The 21266-nt window shown below is 63.6% G+C and carries 20 protein-coding genes; 11 read left to right on the forward strand and 9 right to left on the reverse strand.

Features of this window, described 5'->3' with window-relative positions; all coding sequences use genetic code 11:
* Positions 1-744: helix-turn-helix transcriptional regulator (locus BN1132_RS15450; RefSeq protein WP_042078664.1), on the forward strand; the 744-nt coding region annotated here is incomplete at its 5' end.
* A gap of 61 nt (positions 745-805) precedes the next feature.
* Here the strand turns inward: BN1132_RS15450 and BN1132_RS15455 are convergent.
* The gene (locus BN1132_RS15455; RefSeq protein WP_042078665.1) at positions 806-2047 is read right to left on the reverse strand and encodes an ammonium transporter; all 1242 of its coding nucleotides are present in this window, start codon (positions 2045-2047) and stop codon (positions 806-808) included.
* Between the two features lie 25 nt (positions 2048-2072).
* Positions 2073-2411 (reverse strand): P-II family nitrogen regulator, encoded by a 339-nt coding sequence (locus BN1132_RS15460; RefSeq protein WP_042078666.1) that lies wholly within the window; start codon positions 2409-2411, stop codon positions 2073-2075.
* 389 nt (positions 2412-2800) lie between these two features.
* Between BN1132_RS15460 and BN1132_RS15465 the strand changes: the two genes are divergently transcribed.
* Both BN1132_RS15465 and BN1132_RS15470 read left to right on the forward strand, forming a co-directional pair.
* Positions 2801-3802 (forward strand): sensor domain-containing diguanylate cyclase, encoded by a 1002-nt coding sequence (locus BN1132_RS15465; protein WP_042078667.1) that lies wholly within the window; start codon positions 2801-2803, stop codon positions 3800-3802.
* 131 nt (positions 3803-3933) lie between these two features.
* Positions 3934-4347 carry a hypothetical protein gene (locus BN1132_RS15470; protein WP_042078668.1) on the forward strand — a complete coding sequence of 138 codons (414 nt, stop codon included), beginning with the start codon at positions 3934-3936 and terminating at the stop codon, positions 4345-4347.
* Positions 4348-4409: 62 nt separating this feature from the next.
* Here the strand turns inward: BN1132_RS15470 and BN1132_RS15475 are convergent, their stop codons facing one another.
* A complete protein-coding gene (locus BN1132_RS15475; protein WP_042078669.1) occupies positions 4410-6404 on the reverse strand; it encodes a methyl-accepting chemotaxis protein in 1995 nt (664 codons plus the stop codon).
* Between the two features lie 263 nt (positions 6405-6667).
* Positions 6668-7024 (reverse strand): hypothetical protein, encoded by a 357-nt coding sequence (locus BN1132_RS15480; protein ID WP_042078670.1) that lies wholly within the window; start codon positions 7022-7024, stop codon positions 6668-6670.
* 200 nt (positions 7025-7224) lie between these two features.
* On the opposite strand from BN1132_RS15480, the gene BN1132_RS15485 reads away from it, so the two are divergent.
* Both BN1132_RS15485 and BN1132_RS15490 read left to right on the forward strand, forming a co-directional pair.
* A complete protein-coding gene (locus tag BN1132_RS15485) occupies positions 7225-7947 on the forward strand; it encodes a response regulator (RefSeq protein ID WP_042078689.1) in 723 nt (240 codons plus the stop codon).
* Between the two features lie 7 nt (positions 7948-7954).
* Entirely contained in the window at positions 7955-9340 is a 1386-nt protein-coding gene (locus tag BN1132_RS15490; RefSeq protein ID WP_042078671.1) for an ATP-binding protein, read from the forward strand.
* Positions 9341-9520: 180 nt separating this feature from the next.
* Here BN1132_RS15490 and cspE read toward each other — a convergent pair whose 3' ends face one another.
* Both cspE and yjbD read right to left on the reverse strand, forming a co-directional pair.
* A complete protein-coding gene (cspE, locus tag BN1132_RS15495; protein ID WP_042078672.1) occupies positions 9521-9733 on the reverse strand; it encodes a transcription antiterminator/RNA stability regulator CspE in 213 nt (70 codons plus the stop codon).
* A 391-nt stretch (positions 9734-10124) separates the two neighbouring features.
* Complete coding sequence (yjbD, locus tag BN1132_RS15500) at positions 10125-10409, reverse strand: DUF3811 domain-containing protein (protein ID WP_042078673.1); 285 nt, start codon at positions 10407-10409, stop codon at positions 10125-10127.
* A 285-nt stretch (positions 10410-10694) separates the two neighbouring features.
* On the opposite strand from yjbD, the gene BN1132_RS20400 reads away from it, so the two are divergent.
* Entirely contained in the window at positions 10695-10817 is a 123-nt protein-coding gene (locus BN1132_RS20400; protein ID WP_010675895.1) for a hypothetical protein, read from the forward strand.
* A gap of 46 nt (positions 10818-10863) precedes the next feature.
* Here the strand turns inward: BN1132_RS20400 and BN1132_RS15505 are convergent, their stop codons facing one another.
* Both BN1132_RS15505 and BN1132_RS15510 read right to left on the reverse strand, forming a co-directional pair.
* Positions 10864-11634 carry a substrate-binding periplasmic protein gene (locus BN1132_RS15505; RefSeq protein ID WP_042078674.1) on the reverse strand — a complete coding sequence of 257 codons (771 nt, stop codon included), beginning with the start codon at positions 11632-11634 and terminating at the stop codon, positions 10864-10866.
* Positions 11635-11792: 158 nt separating this feature from the next.
* Positions 11793-12362, reverse strand: a complete 570-nt coding sequence (locus tag BN1132_RS15510; RefSeq protein ID WP_042078675.1) for a single-stranded DNA-binding protein — start codon at positions 12360-12362, stop codon at positions 11793-11795.
* Positions 12363-12879: 517 nt separating this feature from the next.
* Between BN1132_RS15510 and BN1132_RS15515 the strand changes: the two genes are divergently transcribed.
* Both BN1132_RS15515 and uvrA read left to right on the forward strand, forming a co-directional pair.
* On the forward strand, positions 12880-13518 hold the full coding sequence (locus tag BN1132_RS15515; RefSeq protein WP_084202997.1) for a LuxR C-terminal-related transcriptional regulator: 639 nt from the start codon (positions 12880-12882) through the stop codon (positions 13516-13518).
* Positions 13519-13610: 92 nt separating this feature from the next.
* The gene (uvrA, locus tag BN1132_RS15520; RefSeq protein ID WP_042078677.1) at positions 13611-16439 is read left to right on the forward strand and encodes an excinuclease ABC subunit UvrA; all 2829 of its coding nucleotides are present in this window, start codon (positions 13611-13613) and stop codon (positions 16437-16439) included.
* A 96-nt stretch (positions 16440-16535) separates the two neighbouring features.
* Here the strand turns inward: uvrA and BN1132_RS20405 are convergent, their stop codons facing one another.
* Positions 16536-16661 (reverse strand): hypothetical protein, encoded by a 126-nt coding sequence (locus BN1132_RS20405; protein WP_005328766.1) that lies wholly within the window; start codon positions 16659-16661, stop codon positions 16536-16538.
* 324 nt (positions 16662-16985) lie between these two features.
* On the opposite strand from BN1132_RS20405, the gene BN1132_RS15525 reads away from it, so the two are divergent.
* From BN1132_RS15525 to BN1132_RS15535, 3 genes are all read left to right on the forward strand, one after another.
* Positions 16986-17597: an OmpW family outer membrane protein gene (locus BN1132_RS15525; RefSeq protein WP_042078678.1), complete on the forward strand. Its 612-nt coding sequence runs from the start codon at positions 16986-16988 to the stop codon at positions 17595-17597.
* A 197-nt stretch (positions 17598-17794) separates the two neighbouring features.
* Positions 17795-19774, forward strand: a complete 1980-nt coding sequence (locus tag BN1132_RS15530; protein WP_042078680.1) for a methyl-accepting chemotaxis protein — start codon at positions 17795-17797, stop codon at positions 19772-19774.
* An 8-nt stretch (positions 19775-19782) separates the two neighbouring features.
* Positions 19783-21240, forward strand: coding sequence for an ABC transporter substrate-binding protein (locus BN1132_RS15535; RefSeq protein WP_042078681.1), 1458 nt, complete (start codon positions 19783-19785; stop codon positions 21238-21240).
* Positions 21241-21266 lie beyond the last annotated feature (26 nt).

The following is a 21266-nucleotide window of genomic DNA, read 5'->3' on the forward strand; positions in this document are numbered from 1 at the left end:
GGGGAGGTGCGGGTGGGGGATCGCTTCGAGCGGTTGCAGGCCGGGGAGTGGGCCCTGATCCCGGCCGGGGAGCCGCTTTGCTATCGGTTACCCGAGCAGCAGTTACCCGAGCAGCAGCTACCCGAGAAGCCGTTGCCAGAGCAGGGCGGACAGGAAGGTGGGGCCGCGGTGGATGGCGGCTGGGATCTGGTGTGGCTGCTGCTGCACAAGGGCGCGGCCTGGGATGCCTTCGCCAGCCGCCCTCGCCTGGGTTGCACCTCCCAGCAGGCCACCCTGCTGCGCACCATAGAAAACCTCCATGCGGAGCAGGAGCGGCACCAGGATCCGCTGCTCAGCGCCCTCCTGGTGGAGCAGCTCGGCTTCTACCTGCGCCGCCTGCTGCAAAAGGGGGAGGGGCAGAGTCGTGGCGAGCGGCTGGCCCTGCGCCTCGAGCTGATGCTGAAAGAATCCCTGACCGAGGGCTGGGACGTCAATCGCATGGCCGCCGCCCTGCACCTCTCCGAGCGCCAGCTCCATCGGCTCTGCCAGCAGCACTTCGCGCTGGCCCCCATGGCGCTGCTGCAACGGCTGCGCCTGCAGCGGGCGGCGCTCCTGCTGGCGAGCCGGGCCGATCCGGTGAAGCGGCTGGCCGAGCAGTGCGGCTTCAAGAACGAGTACCACTTCTCCACCGCCTTCAAACGTCAGCACGGGCTGGCCCCGAGCCACTACCGTCGCCTGCATCACCCCGCCTTCAAGGAGCGCTGAGGACGTCCCAAAAAGAGCGGGGCCCGGGGTGTTCCCCGGGCCCCGCACGCAGCAGTCTGTGTCAGGTGCTGGATTTGATGCTGACAAACTCGGGGTAGGCATCGATGCCGCACTCGTGGGCATCCACCCCCAGCAACTCCTCCTCTTCGCTCACCCGCAGGCCCAGGGTGGCCTTGAGCAGGCCCCAGACCATCAGGGAGACGGCAAAGACCCAGCCGAAGATGACGGCGGCCCCCAGCAGCTGGGCGCCGAAGGTGGCGCTCCCGTTGGAGAAGGGCACCACCATCAGGCCGAACAGGCCGCACACCCCGTGTACCGAGATGGCACCGACCGGATCGTCGATCTTCAGTCGATCCAGGGCGACGATGGCGTAGACCACCAGGGCACCGGCCAGGGCGCCGATCAGGCTGGCGAACAGCGGGCTGGGGGAGGCAGGGTCGGCGGTGATGGCGACCAGGCCCCCGAGGGCGCCGTTGAGGATCATGGTGAGATCCGCCTTGCCCCAGGTGAGCTTGCTGACCAGCAGGGCGCCGACCACGCCGGCGGCCGCGGCGGCGTTGGTGTTGACGAAGACGGTGCCGATGGCGGTGGCGTCGGCGGCGCTGGAGAGCGCCAGCTGGGAGCCGCCATTGAAGCCGAACCAGCCCATCCAGAGGATCAGGGTACCCAGGGTCGCGAGCGGCAGGTTGGAGCCGGGGATGGGATGGATCTCCCCTTGCTTGCCATATTTGCCGCGACGGGGGCCGAGCAGCAGCACGGCGGCCAGGGCGGCGGCGGCCCCCGCCAGGTGGACGATGCCGGAGCCCGCGAAGTCGGTGAAGCCCGCCTCCTTCAGGAAGCCGCCGCCCCAGCTCCAGTAGCCCTCGACGGGGTAGATGACGCCGGTCATCACCACGCAGAACAGCAGGAAGGACCAGAGCTTCATCCGCTCCGCCACCGCACCTGAGATGATGGAGGTGGCGGTGGCGACGAAGACCACCTGGAAGAAGAAGTCGGCGTGCAGGGAGTGGCCCGCGTCGTCCGCCTGGCTGCCCATCAGGCTGCCAAAGCTCGGCAGCCAGCCGCCGGCGGTGTTGTCCACGTACATGATGTTGTACCCCACCAGCAGGAACATGATGCAGGCGATGGCATAGAGCAGGATGTTCTTGGTCAGGATCTCGGTGGTGTTCTTGGCGCGGACCAGGCCGGCCTCCAGCATGGCGAACCCGGCGGCCATCCACATGACCAGCACGCCGGAGATCAGCAGGTAGAAGGTGTCGAGTGCATAGCGCAGCTCGCTGACGGATGTGATCAACTCTTCCATGTCGTATTCCTCGGTTCCAGTCGTATCAAAGGGCGTCTGTGTCGGTCTCGCCGGTGCGGATGCGCACGGCGGCCAGCAGGTCGTAGACGAAGATCTTGCCGTCACCTATCTTGCCGGTGCGGGCGGCCTGGCAGATGGCGTCGATGATCGGCTCGACGCCATCTGCCCGGGTGGCGATCTCCAGCTTCACCTTGGGCAGAAAATCCACCTGGTATTCGGCGCCCCGGTAGAGCTCGGTGTGCCCCTTCTGGCGGCCGAATCCCTTGACCTCGGTGACCGTCAGCCCCTCCACGCCGAGCTGGGCGATGGCTTCGCGGACGTCGTCGAGTTTGAACGGCTTGATGATGGCGGTGATTAACTTCATGCGATCTCCCCAGTCCTTGGTGGTTCCCTCATACCAGGGGCAAATATTGGGCCAATAATTTTCTCCTATTTATTCAATGATTTATTTTGTGCCCACCCAAGGGAAGGAGGCATGGCGCCCAATATGGGCCGGGTTGCGCCAAGGCGGTGCACCGCCCTGGTGCAACCCGGCGGCGGAAAGAAGCGAGAGCATGTGACGGGGCTCAGGACTCACTGTGGAGCGGGCTGCTACTGTTATTCAGAGGCCCGGCGGCTGGCCGATACCCTTGTCATGGCGGGCGATGCGTGGCCCCTGACAACCCGGCAGGCCGACAACGGGTTCCCACAGTGGCGACAAGCGGGCCCGAGTCACCCGATCTGGCGCCAGGTAGCAGAACAAGGATGGTTCCCATGCTGCAAGACAATGACACCCTCACGATCCCGGATCTCAACGAGGCCGTGATGCGCGGCATTCTGGAGGTCGTCAGCGACGGTATCTGGGACTGGAATGCCAACACCGGCTACGTCTATCGCAATCCGGGCTGGTACCAGATGCTGGGCTATGAGCCGCACTCCCTCGACAACAACGTCTTCACCTGGGAGAACGTGATCCACCCGGACGATCTGGCGCGGGTGATGGAGCGCTTCGATGCCTACCTGAGCGGGAAATCGCCCGACTACCGGGTCGAGTACCGCTGCCGTTGCCGCAACGGCGACTATCTCTGGGTGGAGGACCGTGGCCTCATCGTCGCGCGCAACCCGGACGGTTCCGTGGCCAGGATGATAGGGGCGCACCGGAACATCCATGCCCAGCGGGAACTCTACGCCCGACTGGAGCTGCACAATCGCTCCCTGGAGCAGCAGGTGGCGGAGCGCACCGCCGAGCTGGAGCGGCTCAATCTGATGCTGCAGCACCAGGTGGAGGAGAACCGCCGCCTGGCGGAAACGGACTCCCTGACCGGCGCGGCCAGCCGATATCGGCTGGAACAGGCGGTCCGGCTGGAGTATGAGCGTGCCAGACGCTTCAAGGAGCCCTTCGCCGTGATCGCCATGGACGTGGACGACTTCAAGCAGATCAACGATCGCCACGGCCACGGGGTGGGGGACCAGACCCTGATCGACATAGTGCGCCTGACGCGCGGCTCCATCCGCGAGATCGATCTGCTGGCCCGCTGGGGAGGGGACGAGTTCATGCTGGTGCTGCCCAACACCCGGTTGCCCGACGCCCTGCTGGTGGCCGAGAAGTTGCGACAGCGGCTGGGCTACGCCAGGGTCAAGGGGGTGGAGCCGGTCACCCTGAGCTTCGGGCTGGTGGAGTCCGATCCCGACGAGCCGCTGCCCCAGCTGATGGCGCGGGTGGACAGGGCGCTCTACCGGGCCAAGCTGGCGGGCAAGGATCAGCTCTGCGGCTAGACCGGCGTCACTGGTCGGAGGCGATGGGCGGGTTTACCCCCCCGGATACGGCTTGACCTTGGGATTTCCTTGACGCCAATCCTTCCCGCTGGTCTCATGCGCGCTCTTTCATTCCTGCGAGATGTATCTTAATGAAAAAGTGCCTTCTGATTGCCCTGACCGCCCTGCCTCTGGTTGCCCAGGCCGGCCTGATGGATTCCCTGACCGACACCGTGACCAGCAGCGTCACCAGCACCGCCAAAGAGATGGCGGGCGGCGCCATGGACACCGCGTCCAACGAGGCGATCAAGAAGGCCCTGGACATCAAGGAAGGTGGTTCCAACAAGCAGGCCATCAAGGACAAGCTGGGCGCCCCCGCCAGCACCAGGACCGACGCCGGTCTGGAAGTGTGGACCTATGATCTGGGTGCCCTGAACAAGGCCTCCCCGCTGCTGGCCGAGACCACCAAGTCCCTGCTGAAGGATTCCGAAGTGGCCCAGAAAGACGTGGTCATCAAGTTCGAAGGCGAGACCGTCAAGACCCTGAACCTGGCCAACAAGGCCTGAGTGCTGGTGACCTGAATGAGAAAGGGGCCCGAGGGCCCCTTTTTGCTGGCTGACGTTCAGGCTCACACCTTGAAGCGGTGCACCAGGGTCAGCAACTGGCGGTTGGAGCCCAGCAGGGTGGCGGCGCTCTGCTCCGTGTTGCTGCCGTTCTCCACCAGCAGGCCCAGCATGTCGCGGATGCTCACCATGTTGCGGTTGATCTCCTCGGTGACCCGGCTCTGCTCCTCGGCGGCGGTGGCGATCTGGCTGCTGAGATCGTGGATCTGCACCACGGCGTCGGCCATGCTGTCCAGCCCGCCCGTGACTTGTCCCGTGTTGTCGGCCGCCGCCTGACAACTGCGCTTGGTCTGCTCCATGGCGAGCACGGCCTCGGCCACCCCCTGGGTAAGCCGTGACAGCATGCTGCCCACCTCGGCGGTGCTGTTCTGGGTGCGGGCCGCGAGGGCGCGTACCTCGTCGGCCACTACCGCAAAGCCCCGCCCCTGCTCGCCGGCCCGGGCCGCCTCGATGGCGGCGTTGAGCGCCAGCAGGTTGGTCTGGGCGGCGATGCCGCCGATCACCCCGAGCACGCTGCCGATCTGTCTGGCATCTTCCTGCATCTCCAGCACCTTGGCGGCGGCGAGATCCACCTCGTCGATGAGGGCCACCACGCTGGCGGAGGCCGATCCCACTACCCTGCGCGAGCTTGCGGCCTGGCCATTGGCGACCTCGATGAAGCTCGCCGAGTCGCTGGCGTGCCGGGCCACGCTGTCGGCGGTGGAGCTGAGCTCGGTGAGGGCGGTGACGACCTGATCCGTCTCGCTGGCGTGTTCCCCCAGGATCCGCCTGGCCTGCCCGGTCTGCTGATCGAGCTGGGCCAGCTCGCGGGTGATGAGGTCGGTGGCCTCGGTCACCTGCACCATCATCTGCTGCAGGAAGGCGATGAAGCGGTTCACCGACAGGGCGATGCCGTCCAGCTCGTCATGACCCTTGACCTGGATGCGGGCGGTCAGGTCGGCATCGCCGGCACTGAGGGCGTCGATGTTGAGCCTGAGGGTCTGCAGACGGCTGCCAAGCTGGCGGATGGCCAGCACCATGAGTACGAACAGCAGGCCCACCAGGGGCAGCTGGATGCTGGCCAGGGTGGCGAGCACGTCCCGGCTCTCCTGGGTCAGGGTACGGGTCGGCAGGGCGGTGGCCAGCAGCCAGGGGGTCCCTTCGATGGCTTCCATTAGCAGGGTCTGCTCCTCCCCCTGATCCTGAAAGGTGGTGCGCAGCAGCCCCTTGCTCGCATCCTGGCCCAGCAGGCCGGCGATGGCACCGGCGAAGGGATAGTCGGCGTGGGCGGCGAGGTTGCCGAGCACCACATCCCCGGTCAGGCGGGCATTCTTGCTCAGGATCTTGCCGTCAGCCTCGACGATCAGTACCTGGCCGCCGATCTCCTGCTCCTTCCTGGCCACCAGGTCGTTGAAGAAGCCCAGGGTCACGTCTATGGTCGACACCCCGTACAGGGCGCCATCGCGATAGATCCCCATGGCGCAGTTGGTTCTCGGCTGCTGGCTGGCGCCGTCCTGGTAGGCGGCCGCCCAGGCACAGGTGCCGCGAGGAGCCCGCTGGCCGGCCTGGTGCCAGGGCTGCTCGAAGTAGTTGGGGGCCTCGGCCGAGTTCCAGTAGGTGTTGGGAATGAGGGCGTTGGCCGCATCCCTGTGGTAGAAGGTGCTGAACTTGGCGCGGCCCGCCTCGCGTTTCTCTGGCAGGGGCCAGATGCCGCCACCGAAGACCATGGCGTTGCCGTATTGATCGATGAGGGCGGGCAGCAGGGCGTCGATCTGCTCGCTCGGCAGTTGGGCCACCAGCTGGGTGATGCTGCGGGACTGGGTCTGCACCCCGTTGAGCTGGTCGCGGATATCGGTCGCTATCTCGCCGACCCGCAGCGCCACGTTCTGCTCACCGGCCTGCTGCAGCGCCGGCTTGATCCAGAGCTGGATGCCGATCACCGTCAGGGCGCACACCAGCGCCATGAAGCCCACGAAGACGGCGGTGTAGCGCCCCTTGATCGTGCCCAGATTCCATTCCATCTCGACTCCTGTCCACCGTTGTCGGGGCCTCGCCCGAAGTTGTCATGAAGCGCCATTATGAGTTATTTCGAAAGGGAAACGTTTGTTATCGCTCACATAACCGGGGTCAGGAGACAGAAAAGGGGGCATGGGGGCGGGAGAATCTCGGTCTGGGTGGTTGAGCGGAAACGAAAAACGGGGTGGCCAAGGCCACCCCGTCGTCAACTTGTCTGCCGGTTTGTGTCTTCTGGGTCTACCTCGGCAAACCGCCTTGTCACGTCGGCTTACTGGTTGGCCTCTGCGAATTGTTTCATCACCTCGGCGTGCTTGACCATGCCGTCGGCGCGCAGGGAGAGGTTCTTCACGAACTCCGCCTTCTTGGCCGGATCTTCAATCCTGTCGTAGCGCTGCTGCAGGTGGGCCTGGATCTGTTCCGGGGTCATGTTTTGCATGCGGGCCATCTTGTCGTGGCGGCCGCCGTGGTGCTTGCCGCCCATCATGCCGGCACCGTCCATGGGGCAACCGGCCGCCATGGCCTGGGTCGGCTGGGCGGTGGAGACGGCCTCGCTGGCGGCATAGGCGCCCAGCGGCAGGCCGAGGATCAGGGTGGCGGTCAGCAGGGTCTTGGTCAGGTTTTTCATGGGTCACTCCTGTCTAATTGGGATGGATGCAGGCTGTTTCGCCTTGGTATCCAGTAAACACCGTGGAAGTGTCTGAACTTTGCCAGTACCGGACTATTTTGTAGCAGAGTGTGGCATCTTGGCGCTCTGGCACACTTTGACACAACCCGTCCGGTTGATTTTCGTATAATCGCCCCAGCTCGATAACGGGAGAGACAATGATGAACCAAGGCAGCCCCCACATTCTGGTGGTCGACGACCACAGCGAGATCCGCGATCTGCTCAAGCGGTTCCTGGAGCAGCACGGCATGCGTGTCAGCTGTGCCCGGGATGGCAAGGAGATGAAGCGGCTGCTGGACGAGCGGGAGTTCGATCTGCTGGTGCTGGATCTCATGATGCCGGGGGAGGATGGCCTGACCCTGTGCCGCGAGCTCAGGGTGAAGTCCCGCCTGCCCATCATCATGCTCACCGCCATGGGGGAGGAGACGGATCGCATCATCGGCCTGGAGATGGGGGCCGACGACTACCTCGCCAAGCCGTTCAACCCGCGGGAGCTGCTGGCCCGCATCAAGGCGGTGATGCGCCGCACCCAGGCGGAGAGCCTGCCCGTGCCCGAGGCCCTGACCCGGGATCTGCGCTTCGATCGCTGGCTGCTCGACGTCAATCGCCGCGAGCTGGTGGACGAGGAGGGGGTGGGGATGAGCCTCTCCACCGCGGAGTTCGATCTGCTCAAGGTATTTCTGGAGCGGCCCCAGCGGGTGCTGAGCCGGGATCAGCTGCTGGATCTGGCCCGGGGCCGGGAGGCGGTGGCCTTCGATCGCGCCATCGACACCCTGGTGAGCCGGCTGCGCCGCAAGCTGGAGCGGGACCCCAAGAATCCCGAGCTCATCAAGACCATCTGGGGTGGCGGTTACCTGTTCGCCGCCGACGTGACCCAGGAGTGAGGCGATCATGATCAAGAGGCTCTTCGCCAGGCTGCTGCCCAAGGGGTTGACCGGCCAGATAGTGCTGGTTGCCCTGGCGGGGCTGGTGTTGATCCAGTTGCTCAGCATCCAGATCTACCGCTCTGACCGGGAGGAGGCGCTCGGCTACGTCAACAGCCGCAACGCCATGCAGCGCATCGTCTCGGTGGTGCGGCTGCTCTCCCTCTCGCCCCCCTCCCTCTATCACGAGATCCTCAAGGCGAGCCGCAGCGAGACCCTGCTGCTGCGCCTCTCCGACGAGCCGTTGCAGCCGGATAACCGCAGCCCTCGCTTCGAGCGGCTGGTGCGGGCCAAGCTCGATTACCCGCCCCAGCTGGCGGTGGAGATCAGCGCCGAGCTGAAGCAGGAGTTCCAGCGCAGCCGGGCCTGGCAGCATCACAGCCGCATGATGAAGGATCGCAGCGGCATGCCGCCGCCCCAGGACATGCGGCTGTATGGCTCCATCGAACTGCCGAACGGCGGCTGGCTGCAGTTCAGCTCCCTGGTGGACAAGGAGTCGGCGAGCTGGTCCTGGCAGACCACCCTCAACCTGCTGCTGGTGGCGAGCCTGGTGATCGGCCTGATGATCTGGCTGTTCCGCCGCGCCACCCTGCCCCTCAAGCAGCTGGCCGCCAACGCGGACCGGCTGGGGCGGGGGGAGGACATAGAGCCGCTGCGTGAGGAGGGACCCACCGAGATCCGAGAATCCATCCAGGCCTTCAACCGCATGCATACCCGGCTCGATCGCTTCGTGCAGGACAGGACCCGGATGCTGGCCGCCATCTCCCACGATCTGCGCACCCCCATCACCAGCCTGCGGCTGCGCAGCGAGTTTCTGGCGGACGGCGAGGACAAGGAGCGCTTCCAGCAGACCCTGCAACAGATGGAGCAGATGCTGGCGGCGACCCTGAGCTTCGCCCGGGAGGAGGGGCAGCAGGAGGCGACCCGGGAACTGGATCTGGTCAGCCTGCTGGAGAGCCTGTGCGACGACTACGCCGACATGGGGCAACCCGTCACCTGCCTGGCCGAGGGTAAGCAGGTCTACGCCTGCCGCGCCAACACCCTGCGCCGGGTGCTGCAAAACCTCATCGGCAACGCCATCAAGTATGCGGGAGGGGCCGAGGTGTCCCTGGTGCGCACCGATTCCGAGCTGCTGATCCGGGTCTGCGACCGGGGACCCGGCATCGCCGAGGCCCAGCTGGAGGAGGTGTTCAAGCCCTTCGTGCGGCTGGATGAAGCCCGCAACACCGAATCGGGCAGCGTGGGGCTGGGGCTCGCCATCGCCCGCACCCTGGTGCACCAGCACGGCGGGGAGCTCAGCCTCCACAATCGTCCCGAGGGCGGGCTGGAGGCGAGGATCAGCCTGCCGCTGTGAGTACAGGTCCCATGTTCGGGAGAGGGCGTCCAGGTTGGCGCCCTTTCTCTGTCTTCGGCCGGAGCTGATGGGGTGAAACGACAGCTGCCGGATCGCGGGCAACAAAAAACCCGCCGAAGCGGGTTTTTTCAATTCTTGCTGAGACGCTTGTCGATCAACGGCAAGCAGCTCGGGCGTGAATTACAGGCCGGTAACGTTGGCAGCGGCCGGGCCTTTCTGGCCTTGCTCGATGGTGAACTCAACGCGCTGACCTTCTTCCAGGGTCTTGAAACCGTTGGACTGGATGGCGGAGAAGTGAACGAACACGTCTTTGCTGCCGTCAGCCGGGGAGATGAAGCCAAAGCCTTTCTCGGCGTTGAAGAACTTTACGGTACCAGTCATTTTGTTGGACATGATAATTTCCTTGAATAGTGATATTGAAACGCCACCGGTGTGGCAATCCATGATTTTTCGTCAGCAATACGTATGGGGAGCACTAAAGAAGGAGAATTATCTGGCAAGAATTATCGGGGACAATTGCATGCACAAATCACTGCTTTAAGATGACTGCCTAACATAATCAGGTCTGAACTACCGAACCATCGAAAACGATTAGAACACGCACACTCCGCCATGGCAATCTTTATCTTGGTATTCTTTCTTCCCGAGTCGGTCCTCGCCAGCGTTTTATGTTGATGTGCGCGCCATGCCAGGCGCATCACGCCGCCAACCTCAATATGAGAACATCATCCTCTGGTGATGAGTCGTTTTTTGGCGCAATCATTCGCATGCATTCATGCTGGCATCAGCGTCTGCCACGGAATTTGTTGCTGACGGACTCAGCCCAGTCGAAGGTGTCGGGCAGCACCTGATCCCTGGCCCGCTCCTTGGCCTTCTCCCTTGCCAGTGCGGAAGCCGCCTTGGCTGCCTTGGCGCGATCCGAGGCGATCTTAAGGCGCCCGGCCTCCCGGATCTTGTTGCGCTCCCCGTTGGTCAGAGGGTGATCGGCATTGGCCTGGGCCTTCTGCACCAAGAGGGCGATCTCGGCCTTCTCGGTCTCGGTCAGATCTTTCATTTCCAGCTTCTTCATGACGCGCTCCTGCGGCAGGTGAAAAGCCACCCTAACACACATCTGTGGGCGTCTCTCGTCCCATCTTGCGGCCGGTCTGGAAAATGTCGCCCGGTCGCCACTTCCGGGGGACAAGGTCCCGGCAGGCACTGGCTGGAGCGGCCTGCCGCAAGGCTGGATCCCGATGGAAGGTTGGGGGTATGCTGGAACCAGTGCGATCCTCGATCGTCACTGCTAGCGTACGATTCGGCTGACATGCTGGAATCTTCATTCCAACTGTCCTGGTAACCTTTTTGGAGTCTGATGATGAGCAACAAAGAACAGCATCACGGCAAAGATGCCAAGAAAAAACCGCAGATGTCACTGAAAGAGAAGCGCGAGGCCAAACGGCAGAAAGCCGAGCTGAAAAATGGCAGCGCGATGAAGTAACGCTCCCCACACTGTCGTTCCACCGGAGCCAGTATCAAGCCAGTCCTCATGGGCTGGCTTTTATATTTTCCGCTGATGAGGTGGTGCCATAGGCGGCAAAGATCCGTTCATAGCGGCCGTCGGCCTTCATCCGGTTCAACTGCCTGTCGAACAACCGTTGCAGCTCGATCTCCCGAAAGGCGAAGTGGTAATGAGTGGGTGGGAAGAGGTCGTGCTGCCTGACCCTGTCCGAGGGATAGCGCTCGTCATTCTTGTCTTCCCCGAGCAACTGCGCCAGATAGTAGTAGAACACCCGCTGATCCAGGATCACGGCATCGGTGCGTCCCAGCAGCAGTCGCTGTACCTGGCCTTCCTGCCTCGCCACCTCTTCATAGCGGGGATTTCGGGCGACGATGTCAGCGAACTCTGTTCCCAGGATCTGCCGCGCCCGCTGGAAGGCGCTGACTCGCAGCGTCTGCAGATCCTGGAGGGAGTGAAACGCCGTCTGATCGAGGGTAAAGACACGGTTGTGGAAGGTGATCACGCGCTGGGATAGGTAGGCGTTGTCCACCATGCCGGGTTTGACGTTGATGATGGCATCCAGCTTGCCTTCCTCCAGCATCCGGAAGGTCCGCTCCAGAGGCAGATAGATGACCTGCAGCTCATGATCGCTGCCGGCGAAGGCCTCGCGCATGAGATCGAGCTCTATGCCCCTGTCTTCGTGCGTGAGCACATAGGGCGGAATGGCGAAGCTCACGCCTACCCGCAGCGGCGCCGCCGCCAGGGGGGCGGCAAACATCAGCAGGGCGAGGTACAGCAGGCGGTGGAGGTGACTCATGCAACTTCTCGTAGGAGTGATTCGCTCCGATGATAGCCACAAGTGAGCGCGCTGGAGAGGGGGAGGGCCGGAGTGTCGTGACAACATGGTGACCGGGGGGGATGAATGCGTCAGAAACAGGCAAAAAAAGGCCCTGTGTGATCAGGGCCTAGTGACATTTAGAACGGGATGTCGTCGTCGAAATCCATCGGCGGTTCGTTGTAGACCGGCGGTGCGGATTGCGGCTGCTGGGCCGGACGACCGTAGCCCCCCTGGGGCTGCATGTTCTGCTGCGGGGCGGCAGGGCGGTGCATGCTCTGCTGCGGCGCAGCCTGTTGCGGTTGACCCCAGTTGCCCTGGGACGACTGACCCCCCATGCCCTGGCCGGCGCCCTGCGGACGACCACCCAGCATCTGCATCACGCCGGTGAAGCTGTCTACCAGCACTTCGGTGGTGTAGCGCTCCTGGCCGCTTTGATCCTGCCACTTGCGGGTCTGCAGCTTGCCTTCCACATAGACCTGGGAACCCTTCTTCAGGTATTCGCCGGCGACTTCGGCCAGCTTGCCCATGAAGACGACGCGGTGCCACTCGGTCCGCTCTTTCTGCTCGCCGGTCTGCTTGTCGCGCCAGGTGTCGGAGGTGGCCAGGGTGATGTTAGTCACGGCACCGCCGCTCGGCATGTAGCGCACTTCCGGGTCTTGCCCTAGGTTACCGATCAGAATGACTTTGTTGATGCCTCGACTGGCCATAATCTCTCTTCCACCCTTATGTATACCGGCCAGGCCAGATGCCTGGGCCCATTCAATAATGCGTTTGTTTGCAACAAGATGCGCGCCGCGGATGGACGTCATCCACACTCAGTGTCGTGGCCGGGCCGGCGCTTGCCAGCGGGGATACCGCTCACGGCCACGGCGTTTGTCCGCCATAGTACCAGTTGGCGGGCATGAGCGCACACCTTCCTGCCTCGGCGGGCGTCAACACCTCGCCACAGCCTGAGTAAATTACCCGAGGTCCGGGGCCACCAGCAAGCGGATGGCGACGGAGTGTGCTGCATCGATGGCAAAGGCCTGCTATGGTGCTGGTCGGCACTACTTTACCCCCCATATGGGGGGCGTGTGCTAGTCACTTGTATTGGTTGGAAAATTGCTGGGCTTCAAAGGAGCCACGGCGACGTCTAATACTTTTTTAATGCTGCAGCCTGAAAGGGGATTGGTACTCTTTCTTGCCAAAAAAGCCCTGACTCGAATGTGCAAGGAAGTCTTCTTGATGACGCCCGAATACCCCCTAGTGCTGATCACCGAAAACAACGCACAAGCCACCAGTTTCCAGCGTCACCTCAGCGAACAGCTCGGCCTGTCCATCCTGCTGGTGGGAGAGCTGGATGCCCTGCCGGATCCCGCCGTCACCGGCGTCCAGCCGCTGCTGCTGATCGATCTGGACTACCTCAAGTCGACCCAGCAGGAGCAATGGAGCAAGGCCATCTGTCATCGTTTCAGCGAGGCCAGCGCCGTGCTGCTCAACGCCCCGACCAGCACGGACAAGGAGCTGCTGCTGATGTGGCCCCATACCAGCGGGCTCTTCTTCCGCCAGGACAGCCTGGATCGCCTGGTGATCGGCATCCGCAAGGTGCTGCAGGGGGAGTACTGGATCCCGCGCCACCTGCTGTGCGATCTGGTGGATTACTACCGCAAGGGGAACGGGCAGCCCCTGCGCCAGCAGACGCTGCTGACCGCCCGCGAGCAGGAGATAGTCCGCCACCTGATGACGGGGGCCTCCAATACCGAGATCGCCGACAACCTCTTCGTGAGCGAGCACACCGTCAAGTCCCACCTCTACAACGTGTTCAAGAAGCTGAACGTCAAGAACCGCCTGCAGGCGGTGAGCTGGGCCAAGGAGTATCTCTGAGAGGTGGGAGGATGATAAAAGACTGTCTATTCATCCAGTAGTCTCTATGCCATACTGACCCGCTCTGGTTCCCGTATCGAGCGCGCAACAAGATGGAAAAAATCGTGATCCGGGGTGCCCGCACCCACAATCTCAAGAACATCAACCTGACCCTGCCTCGCGACAAGCTGATCGTGGTGACCGGTCTCTCCGGTTCGGGCAAATCCTCCCTGGCGTTCGATACCCTCTATGCCGAGGGCCAGCGCCGCTACGTGGAGTCCCTCTCCGCCTACGCCCGCCAGTTCCTCTCCCTGATGGAGAAGCCGGACGTGGATCACATCGAGGGGCTCTCCCCGGCCATCTCCATCGAGCAGAAGTCCACCTCCCACAACCCGCGCTCGACCGTCGGCACCATCACCGAAATCTACGACTACCTGCGTCTGCTGTTTGCCCGGGTCGGCGAGCCGCGCTGCCCGACCCACGCCATCCCGCTCGCCGCCCAGACCATCAGCCAGATGGTGGATCAGGTGCTGGCCCAGCCCGAGGGCGCCAAGCTGATGCTGCTGGCCCCCGTGGTGCGCAACCGCAAGGGGGAGCACACCAAGCTGCTGGAGAACCTGGCGGCTCAGGGCTATATCCGGGCCCGCATCGACGGCGAGGTGTGCGATCTCTCCGATCCCCCCGCGCTGGAGCTGCACAAGAAGCACACCATCGAAGTGGTGGTCGACCGCTTCAAGGTGCGTGATGATCTGGCCCTGCGCCTGGCCGAGTCGTTCGAGACGGCGCTGACCCTCTCCGGCGGCATCGTATTGGTGGCACCCATGGACGGGGAAGAAGGCGTGGAGCCCATGACCTTCTCCGCCAACTTCGCCTGCCCGGAGTGCGGCTACTCCATGTCTGAGCTGGAGCCGCGGATCTTCTCCTTCAACAACCCGGCCGGCGCCTGTCCCATCTGCGACGGCCTGGGGGTGCAGCAGTATTTCGACCCCGCCAAGCTTATCCACGATCCGGGCCAGAGCCTGGCCGGCGGCGCCATCCGTGGCTGGGACAAGCGCAGCTTCTACTACTTCCAGATGCTCAAATCCCTGGCCGAGCACTATCAGTTCGACCTGGAGACCCCCTGGGAGGAGCTGCCGGCCAAGACCCAGGAGGTGATCCTGCGGGGCTCGGGTCGCACCGAGATCGAGTTCCGCTACATGAACGATCGCGGCGATGTGGTGGTGCGCAAGCACCCGTTCGAGGGGATCCTGCACAACATGGAGCGGCGCTACCGGGAGACCGAGTCCAACTCGGTGCGGGAAGAGCTGGCCAAGTACATCGCCAATAAATCCTGTACCAGCTGCGGTGGCAGCCGGCTGCGGGAGGAGGCGCGCCACGTCTTCGTGGACAACCGCAACCTGCCCGCCATCGCCGAGCAGTCCATCGGCGACGCCCTGGCCTTCTTCGCCGGCATCCAGCTGACCGGCCAACGGGCCCAGATCGCCGAGAAGATCCTCAAAGAGATCGTCGAGCGGCTCGGCTTCCTGGTGAACGTGGGCCTCAACTACCTGAGCCTGTCCCGCAGCGCCGAGACCCTCTCCGGCGGCGAGGCCCAGCGGATCCGGCTGGCGAGCCAGATCGGCGCCGGCCTGGTGGGGGTCATGTATGTACTCGATGAGCCCTCCATCGGCCTGCACCAGAGAGACAACGAGCGGCTGCTCAAGACTCTCACCCATCTGCGGGATCTCGGCAACACCGTCATAGTGGTGGAGCACGACGAGGACGCCATCCGCCTCGCCGACCACGTGCTGGACATAGGCCCGGGGGCCGGGGTGCACGGCGGTGCCATAGTCGCGCAGGGGACGCCGGAAGAGATCATCGCCAATCCAGAGTCGCTCACCGGTGACTACCTCTCCGGTCGCAAGCAGATCGCCATCCCGGCCGAGCGCACCCCGCTCACCGGCAAGTGGTTGAAACTCAAGGGGGCGAGCGGCAACAACCTGCGCAACGTCAACCTGGATCTGCCCATTGGCGTGATGACCTGCGTCACCGGCGTCTCCGGCTCCGGCAAGTCGACCCTGATCAACGACACCCTGTTCCGCATCGCTCACCGCGAGCTGAACAAGGCCACCGAGTCCACCCCGGCACCCTATCGCAGCGTGGAAGGGCTGGAGCACCTGGACAAGGTGGTGGACATCGATCAGAGCCCCATCGGCCGCACCCCGAGATCCAACCCGGCGACCTACACCGGCCTGTTCACCCCGATCCGCGAGCTGCTCTCCGGCACCCAGGAGGCGCGCTCGCGCGGCTACCAGCCGGGCCGCTTCTCCTTCAACGTGAAGGGGGGGCGCTGCGAGGCGTGCCAGGGGGACGGCGTCATCAAGGTGGAGATGCACTTCCTGCCGGATGTCTACGTGCCGTGCGACGTCTGCAAGGGCAAGCGCTACAACCGCGAGACCCTGGAGGTGAAGTACAAGGGCAAGAACATCCACGAGATCCTCGAGATGACGGTGGAAGATGCCCGCGAGTTCTTCGATCCGGTGCCGGCGGTGGCGCGCAAGCTGCAGACCCTGATGGACGTGGGCCTCTCCTATATCCGGCTTGGCCAGTCAGCCACCACCCTGTCGGGCGGCGAGGCGCAGCGGGTCAAGCTGGCGCGGGAGCTCTCCAAGCGGGACACCGGCCAGACCCTCTACATTCTCGATGAACCGACCACGGGGCTGCACTTTCACGACATCCAGCAACTGCTCAAGGTGCTGCACCAGCTGCGGGATCGCGGCAACACCATCGTCATCATCGAGCACAACCTGGACGTCATCAAGACCGCCGACTGGATCGTCGATCTGGGGCCTGAGGGGGGCGCCGGTGGTGGCCGTATCCTGGTGACCGGCACGCCGGAGGAGATGAGCCGCAGCCAGGAATCTCACACGGCCCGCTTCCTGGCGCCACTGCTGGGCAAGTAAGGGAAAGTCACGCAAACGAGGGGCTCAGCAGGCCCCTTTTTTGTCGGAGTAAATGGCCCCGTCGGGCGAGCGCGGCAGCGCCGGCGATATGAAGGCTCAGTGGGCCAGCATCAGGAAGGCGAGGGCAAACAGGAAGCCCAGCAGAATGAACAGGAAGGAGCCGATGCCCCAGATGGCTGCCAGGATGCCGATTATTTTGTCTTTGCGCGTTTGTGGTTTCATAAAAATTAAATTACAGCGTGGCTACATCGCATTAATAAAATACGCTGGCGGACATAATTAAACAACAATGAAAAGGAGATATGAGGGGTGTTAAGGTGTATTTGTTTGGTATTTTAAGTTGTCCGCTGATGCCTAAAATTATCGCTTGATGTTGTATTTAAATGGTTTTTTGTTTTGTCTCGCCGGAATTGTGAACATGGAAAGCTGTTGTGTACATCCATCTATTTCTTGATAACTATTGAGCCAAATCAACAACCGGTCATTCACATCCTTTTATAGTTTTCGGGCTTACAACATAGAAAGAAAACAAAAAGGAATAATGTGATGAAAAAGATCCTTCCTCTGTTAATCGCAGCCGCTTTTGCTTCCCCCGTCGCCATGGCACACCAGGCCGGTGACATCCTGGTCCGTGGCGGCCTGGCCTTCGTCTCCCCCCAGACCAGCAGTGACGACGTGCTGGGCACCGGCGAGCTGGAGATCGACAGCAACATGCAGCTGGGCCTGACCCTCTCCTACATGCTGACGGACAACTGGGGCGTCGAGCTGCTGGCCGCAACTCCCTTCTCCCACTCTGTGTCCACGGCCGGGCTGGGCGAGGTCGCCAAGGTCAAGCATCTGCCGCCGACCCTGATGGCGCAGTATTACTTCGGGGATGCCAACAGCAAGGTGCGTCCCTATGTCGGCGCCGGCATCAACTACACCACCTTCTTCGACGAGGAGGGGCGTGGTGCCTTGGCCGGGACGGATGTGAGCGTCGACTCCTCCTGGGGGCTGGCGGGTCAGGTGGGCCTGGACATGGCGATCAACGATCGCTGGTTCGTCAACGCCTCCGCCTGGCTGATCGACATCGACACCGATGTGCACACCGCCGTGGGCACCATCAACACCTCCATCGATCCGGTCGCCTTCATGTTCGGTGTCGGCTACCGCTTCTGATGACAGGGTTGGCCGCCACAAGGCCATGACAACCAAGCATGTCTCTTTGGCCCGGCTCTGTTCGGGCCCTTTTCTGCCCGGTGTCGCCGGATAACTGTGATCCGGCGCGCCATCGCATCACTAAGTGCTCTTCCATTGTCCCGCGCTGCCGATAAGCTCCCCATTCACCCCTTTTCCCAACGAGTGAGGATGTCTCCATGGGTTTATCTATCGTGCAGCGGATCATCGCCGGATTTGTGCTGATGTTGCTGCTTCTGGTGCTGCTCGGCTTCATCAGTATCCTGAAGATCCGGGGGATCAACGAGGGACTGTCCCAGGTATCGGATCGCGCCACCCCCCTGGTGATCGCGGTCGCCGGGCTCAAGGGCGCGCTGCAGGACAGCAACCGCTGGGTGCTCACCTACAGGACCAGCGAGGATGCCACCCAGTTGCCCCAACTGGCCAGCCAGTTCAAGGCGCAGCAGGAGCGCTTCCTGGCCCAGAGCAAGGAGATGGCCCGTTTCGACGGCGTGGCCGAGGCAGGTGAGCGGTTCCGCCAGGTCGACGGGGCGACCCGTGAGTTCTACGGGCTGGCGGATCAGGTGCTGACCCAGCATGGCCAGTGGGTCGCCGCCCTCGATCGGCGCCATGAGCTGGAGCTGGCGTTCATCCGGCTGGAAGACACCTATCAGTGGGCCGCCGATTTGTTGTTGCAGCAGACCGCCAGCAAGCGATCCATGCGCAACAAGGCCGAGCTCATCACCTCCGGCATCGCCCGGGATCTGAAGAACATCCGTCGTGCCGATGCTAAGACCGACCTCAACGAGCTGGAGAAGGTGCTCGGCAAGGATATCGAGATGGCGCGCAAGCGGCTCGAGCGGGTACAGGTGCCCGACGATGTGAGACAGCGCTTCGTCGTCAACCTGGACCGGATGCAGGAGCTGGCGCTCGGCCCGCAGGGGCTGTTGGCCACCATGCGTCACGGCCAGCAACTCGCCGCCTCGTTGCAGTCCCTGAACCAGCAGCTCGACACCAGCCTGGTCAACAGCCTGGCGCTGCTGGACGAGATGGGCAAATCGGCGGGCAGCATCGCCAGCCAGAGCCGGATCGGGGCCGATGACGCGGTCAGCAGTGCCAGCGTCTGGATCCTGATCGTGGCCGCCATCTCGGCTGCCGCCGCCCTCCTCATCGGCTATACCACGGCGCGCAGCATCCAGCGCCCGCTGCAGCTCATCGATCGGGAGCTTGACCGCATGGCCACGGGCGACATGACCCGGCGCATCGACTATCAGAGCCGCTGCGAGTTCGGCAGCCTGACCCGCTCCATCAACACCCTGGCGGACAAGACCGGGGAGCTGCTCGCCCAGATCAATGCCGGCTCCCGCCACCTGGTGGACGAGGCGAGCCGCGCCGCCGAGATCAGTGAAAGGGCCATGTCCCGGGTGCAGGATCAGAAGAGCCAGACCGATCAGGTCGCAGCCGCCATCACCGAGCTGGAGGTGAGTGCCACCGAGGTGGCGCGCTCCACCGACGGCACCAAGCGCGAGGTGGATCTGGCGGACGAGGAGGCCCGTGCCGGACGCAAGCAGGTGGCCAGCACGCGCCGGATCACCGAGCAGCTGGCGGGCGCCATGGAAGAGGCGGTCGGCATCACCCACAAGCTGGGGGAATTCAGCGACAACATCGGCAGCATCCTGGACGTGATCCGCAGCATCGCCGAGCAGACCAACCTGCTGGCACTGAATGCGGCCATCGAGGCGGCCCGGGCCGGTGACGCCGGCCGCGGCTTTGCCGTGGTGGCGGACGAGGTGCGGGCGCTGGCGAACCGGACCCAGACCTCGACAGAGGAGATCCAGTCCATGATCGAGAACCTGCAGAGCTCCAGCAAGCACGTGGTGGAGGTGATGGCGCGCAGTCAGGAGCAGACCCAGGGGTGCGTGGCACAGACCCGGGTCATGGACGAGGTGCTGCAATCCATCGCCGAGCGGATGAGCTCCATCAAGTCGATGGCGGACCAGGTGGCCCACGCGGCCCAGGAGCAGATCTCGGTCAGCCAGGGAGTGGCCCGCCATATCGCCGGGATCGCGGACGTGGCTTACGAGACCGAGCGCGAGGCGCGGGAATCGGCAAGCAGCAGTGAGGTGCTGGCGGATCTGGTCGCCAAGCAGCAGCAATTGATCGCTCATTTCAAGGTGTAGGAGGGCTTATGGCTAACAAGTGGATCGGGGCCCTGAGTCTCCTGTTGTGCGGCCAGCTGATGGCTGGCGAGCTGGTGATCGAAAGCTGGCGTATTGATGACAAGGCCCTGTGGGAACAGAAGATCATCCCCGCCTTCGAAGCCGCTCACCCGGGCATCCAGGTGAAGTTCAACGGAGTGCAGAACGTCGATTACATGCCGACCCTCTGGGCCAGCCTGAAGGCGGGCAAGGCGGGGGATCTCATCACCTGCCGCCCGTTCGACGATTCCCTGGCCCTGTTCAAGGCGGGCCACCTGGTGGAGTTGAGCGAGATGGCGGGGATGGAGAACTTCCCGAGCTTCGCCCAGTCCCCCTGGCAGACCGACAGCGGGGCCCAGACTTTCTGTGTGCCCATGGCCTCGGTCATTCACGGCTTTTTCTACAACAAGGCGATTTTCAGCGAGCTGGGGCTGACGGTGCCGCAGACCCGAGACCAGTTCTTCGCGGCGCTCGACAAGGTAAAGGCGGATGGCCGCTATGTGCCGCTCGCCATGAGCGGCTCGGAGAGCTGGGTCGCCTCCGAGCTGGGCTTCCAGAACATAGGCCCCAACTACTGGAAGGGGGAGGATGGCCGCCTAGCGCTGATCGGTGGCCAGGAGAGATTCAACAACCCGCAGTACGTCAAGGTGTTCGAGGAGCTGGCCCGCTGGCGCGACTACCTGGGTAAAGGGGGCGAGAGCCGGGACTATGCCACCACCAACGAGCTATTCACCTCGGGCAAGGCCGCCTTCTATGCCGCGGGCTCCTGGGAGATAGCCCCCTTCACCGGCAAGGTGGACTTCGGTGTCATGCGACCGCCGGTCGCCAAGCTGGGGGATGGCTGCTTCTTCACCGACCACACCGATATCGGCATGGGAATGAACCCGGCCAGCAAGAACAAGGAGGCGGCCATGACCTTCCTGCAGTGGCTAACCACCTCCCAGTTTGCCGAGCTCTATACCAACTCGTTGCCGGGCTTCTTCTCCCTCTCCAACCACTTCTTCGAGGCCACGAATCCGGCGGCAAAGGAGATGATGGAGTGGCGGGATCAGTGCGACTCCACCATCCGGGTCGCCACCCAGATCCTCTCCCGCGGCACTCCCAAACTCGGGGACGAGCTAGCCGAGGCGAGCCAGCAGGTGTTGCTCGGCACTGCGACGCCCCAGGCCGCCGCCGAGCGGCTTGAGCAGGGCCTGAAGGGCTGGTACGCCCCCCATCAGGGTCAGCAGGCCAAGGCGGTGGATTGCCAATGCACGGCGCCGGCGGCCTCTGCCGCTTCCGCCACGGCAGAGGTGAGCGCCACCCCTGTACCATCTGCGGCCATCTCGACGGAGGTGGGCGCGTCCTCTGCGCCCGTGCCAGCCCCCGCTGTGATCGCCCCCTCATCGGCCGCTTCGACCGACGTCGAACAGGCGCTTGCCAGCGAGCTGGAAACGGCGCAGCCCTGATGGGCGACCCCATGAGACAACGGGAG

Source organism: Aeromonas sanarellii, from assembly GCF_000820085.1.
Classification (GTDB): domain Bacteria; phylum Pseudomonadota; class Gammaproteobacteria; order Enterobacterales; family Aeromonadaceae; genus Aeromonas; species Aeromonas sanarellii.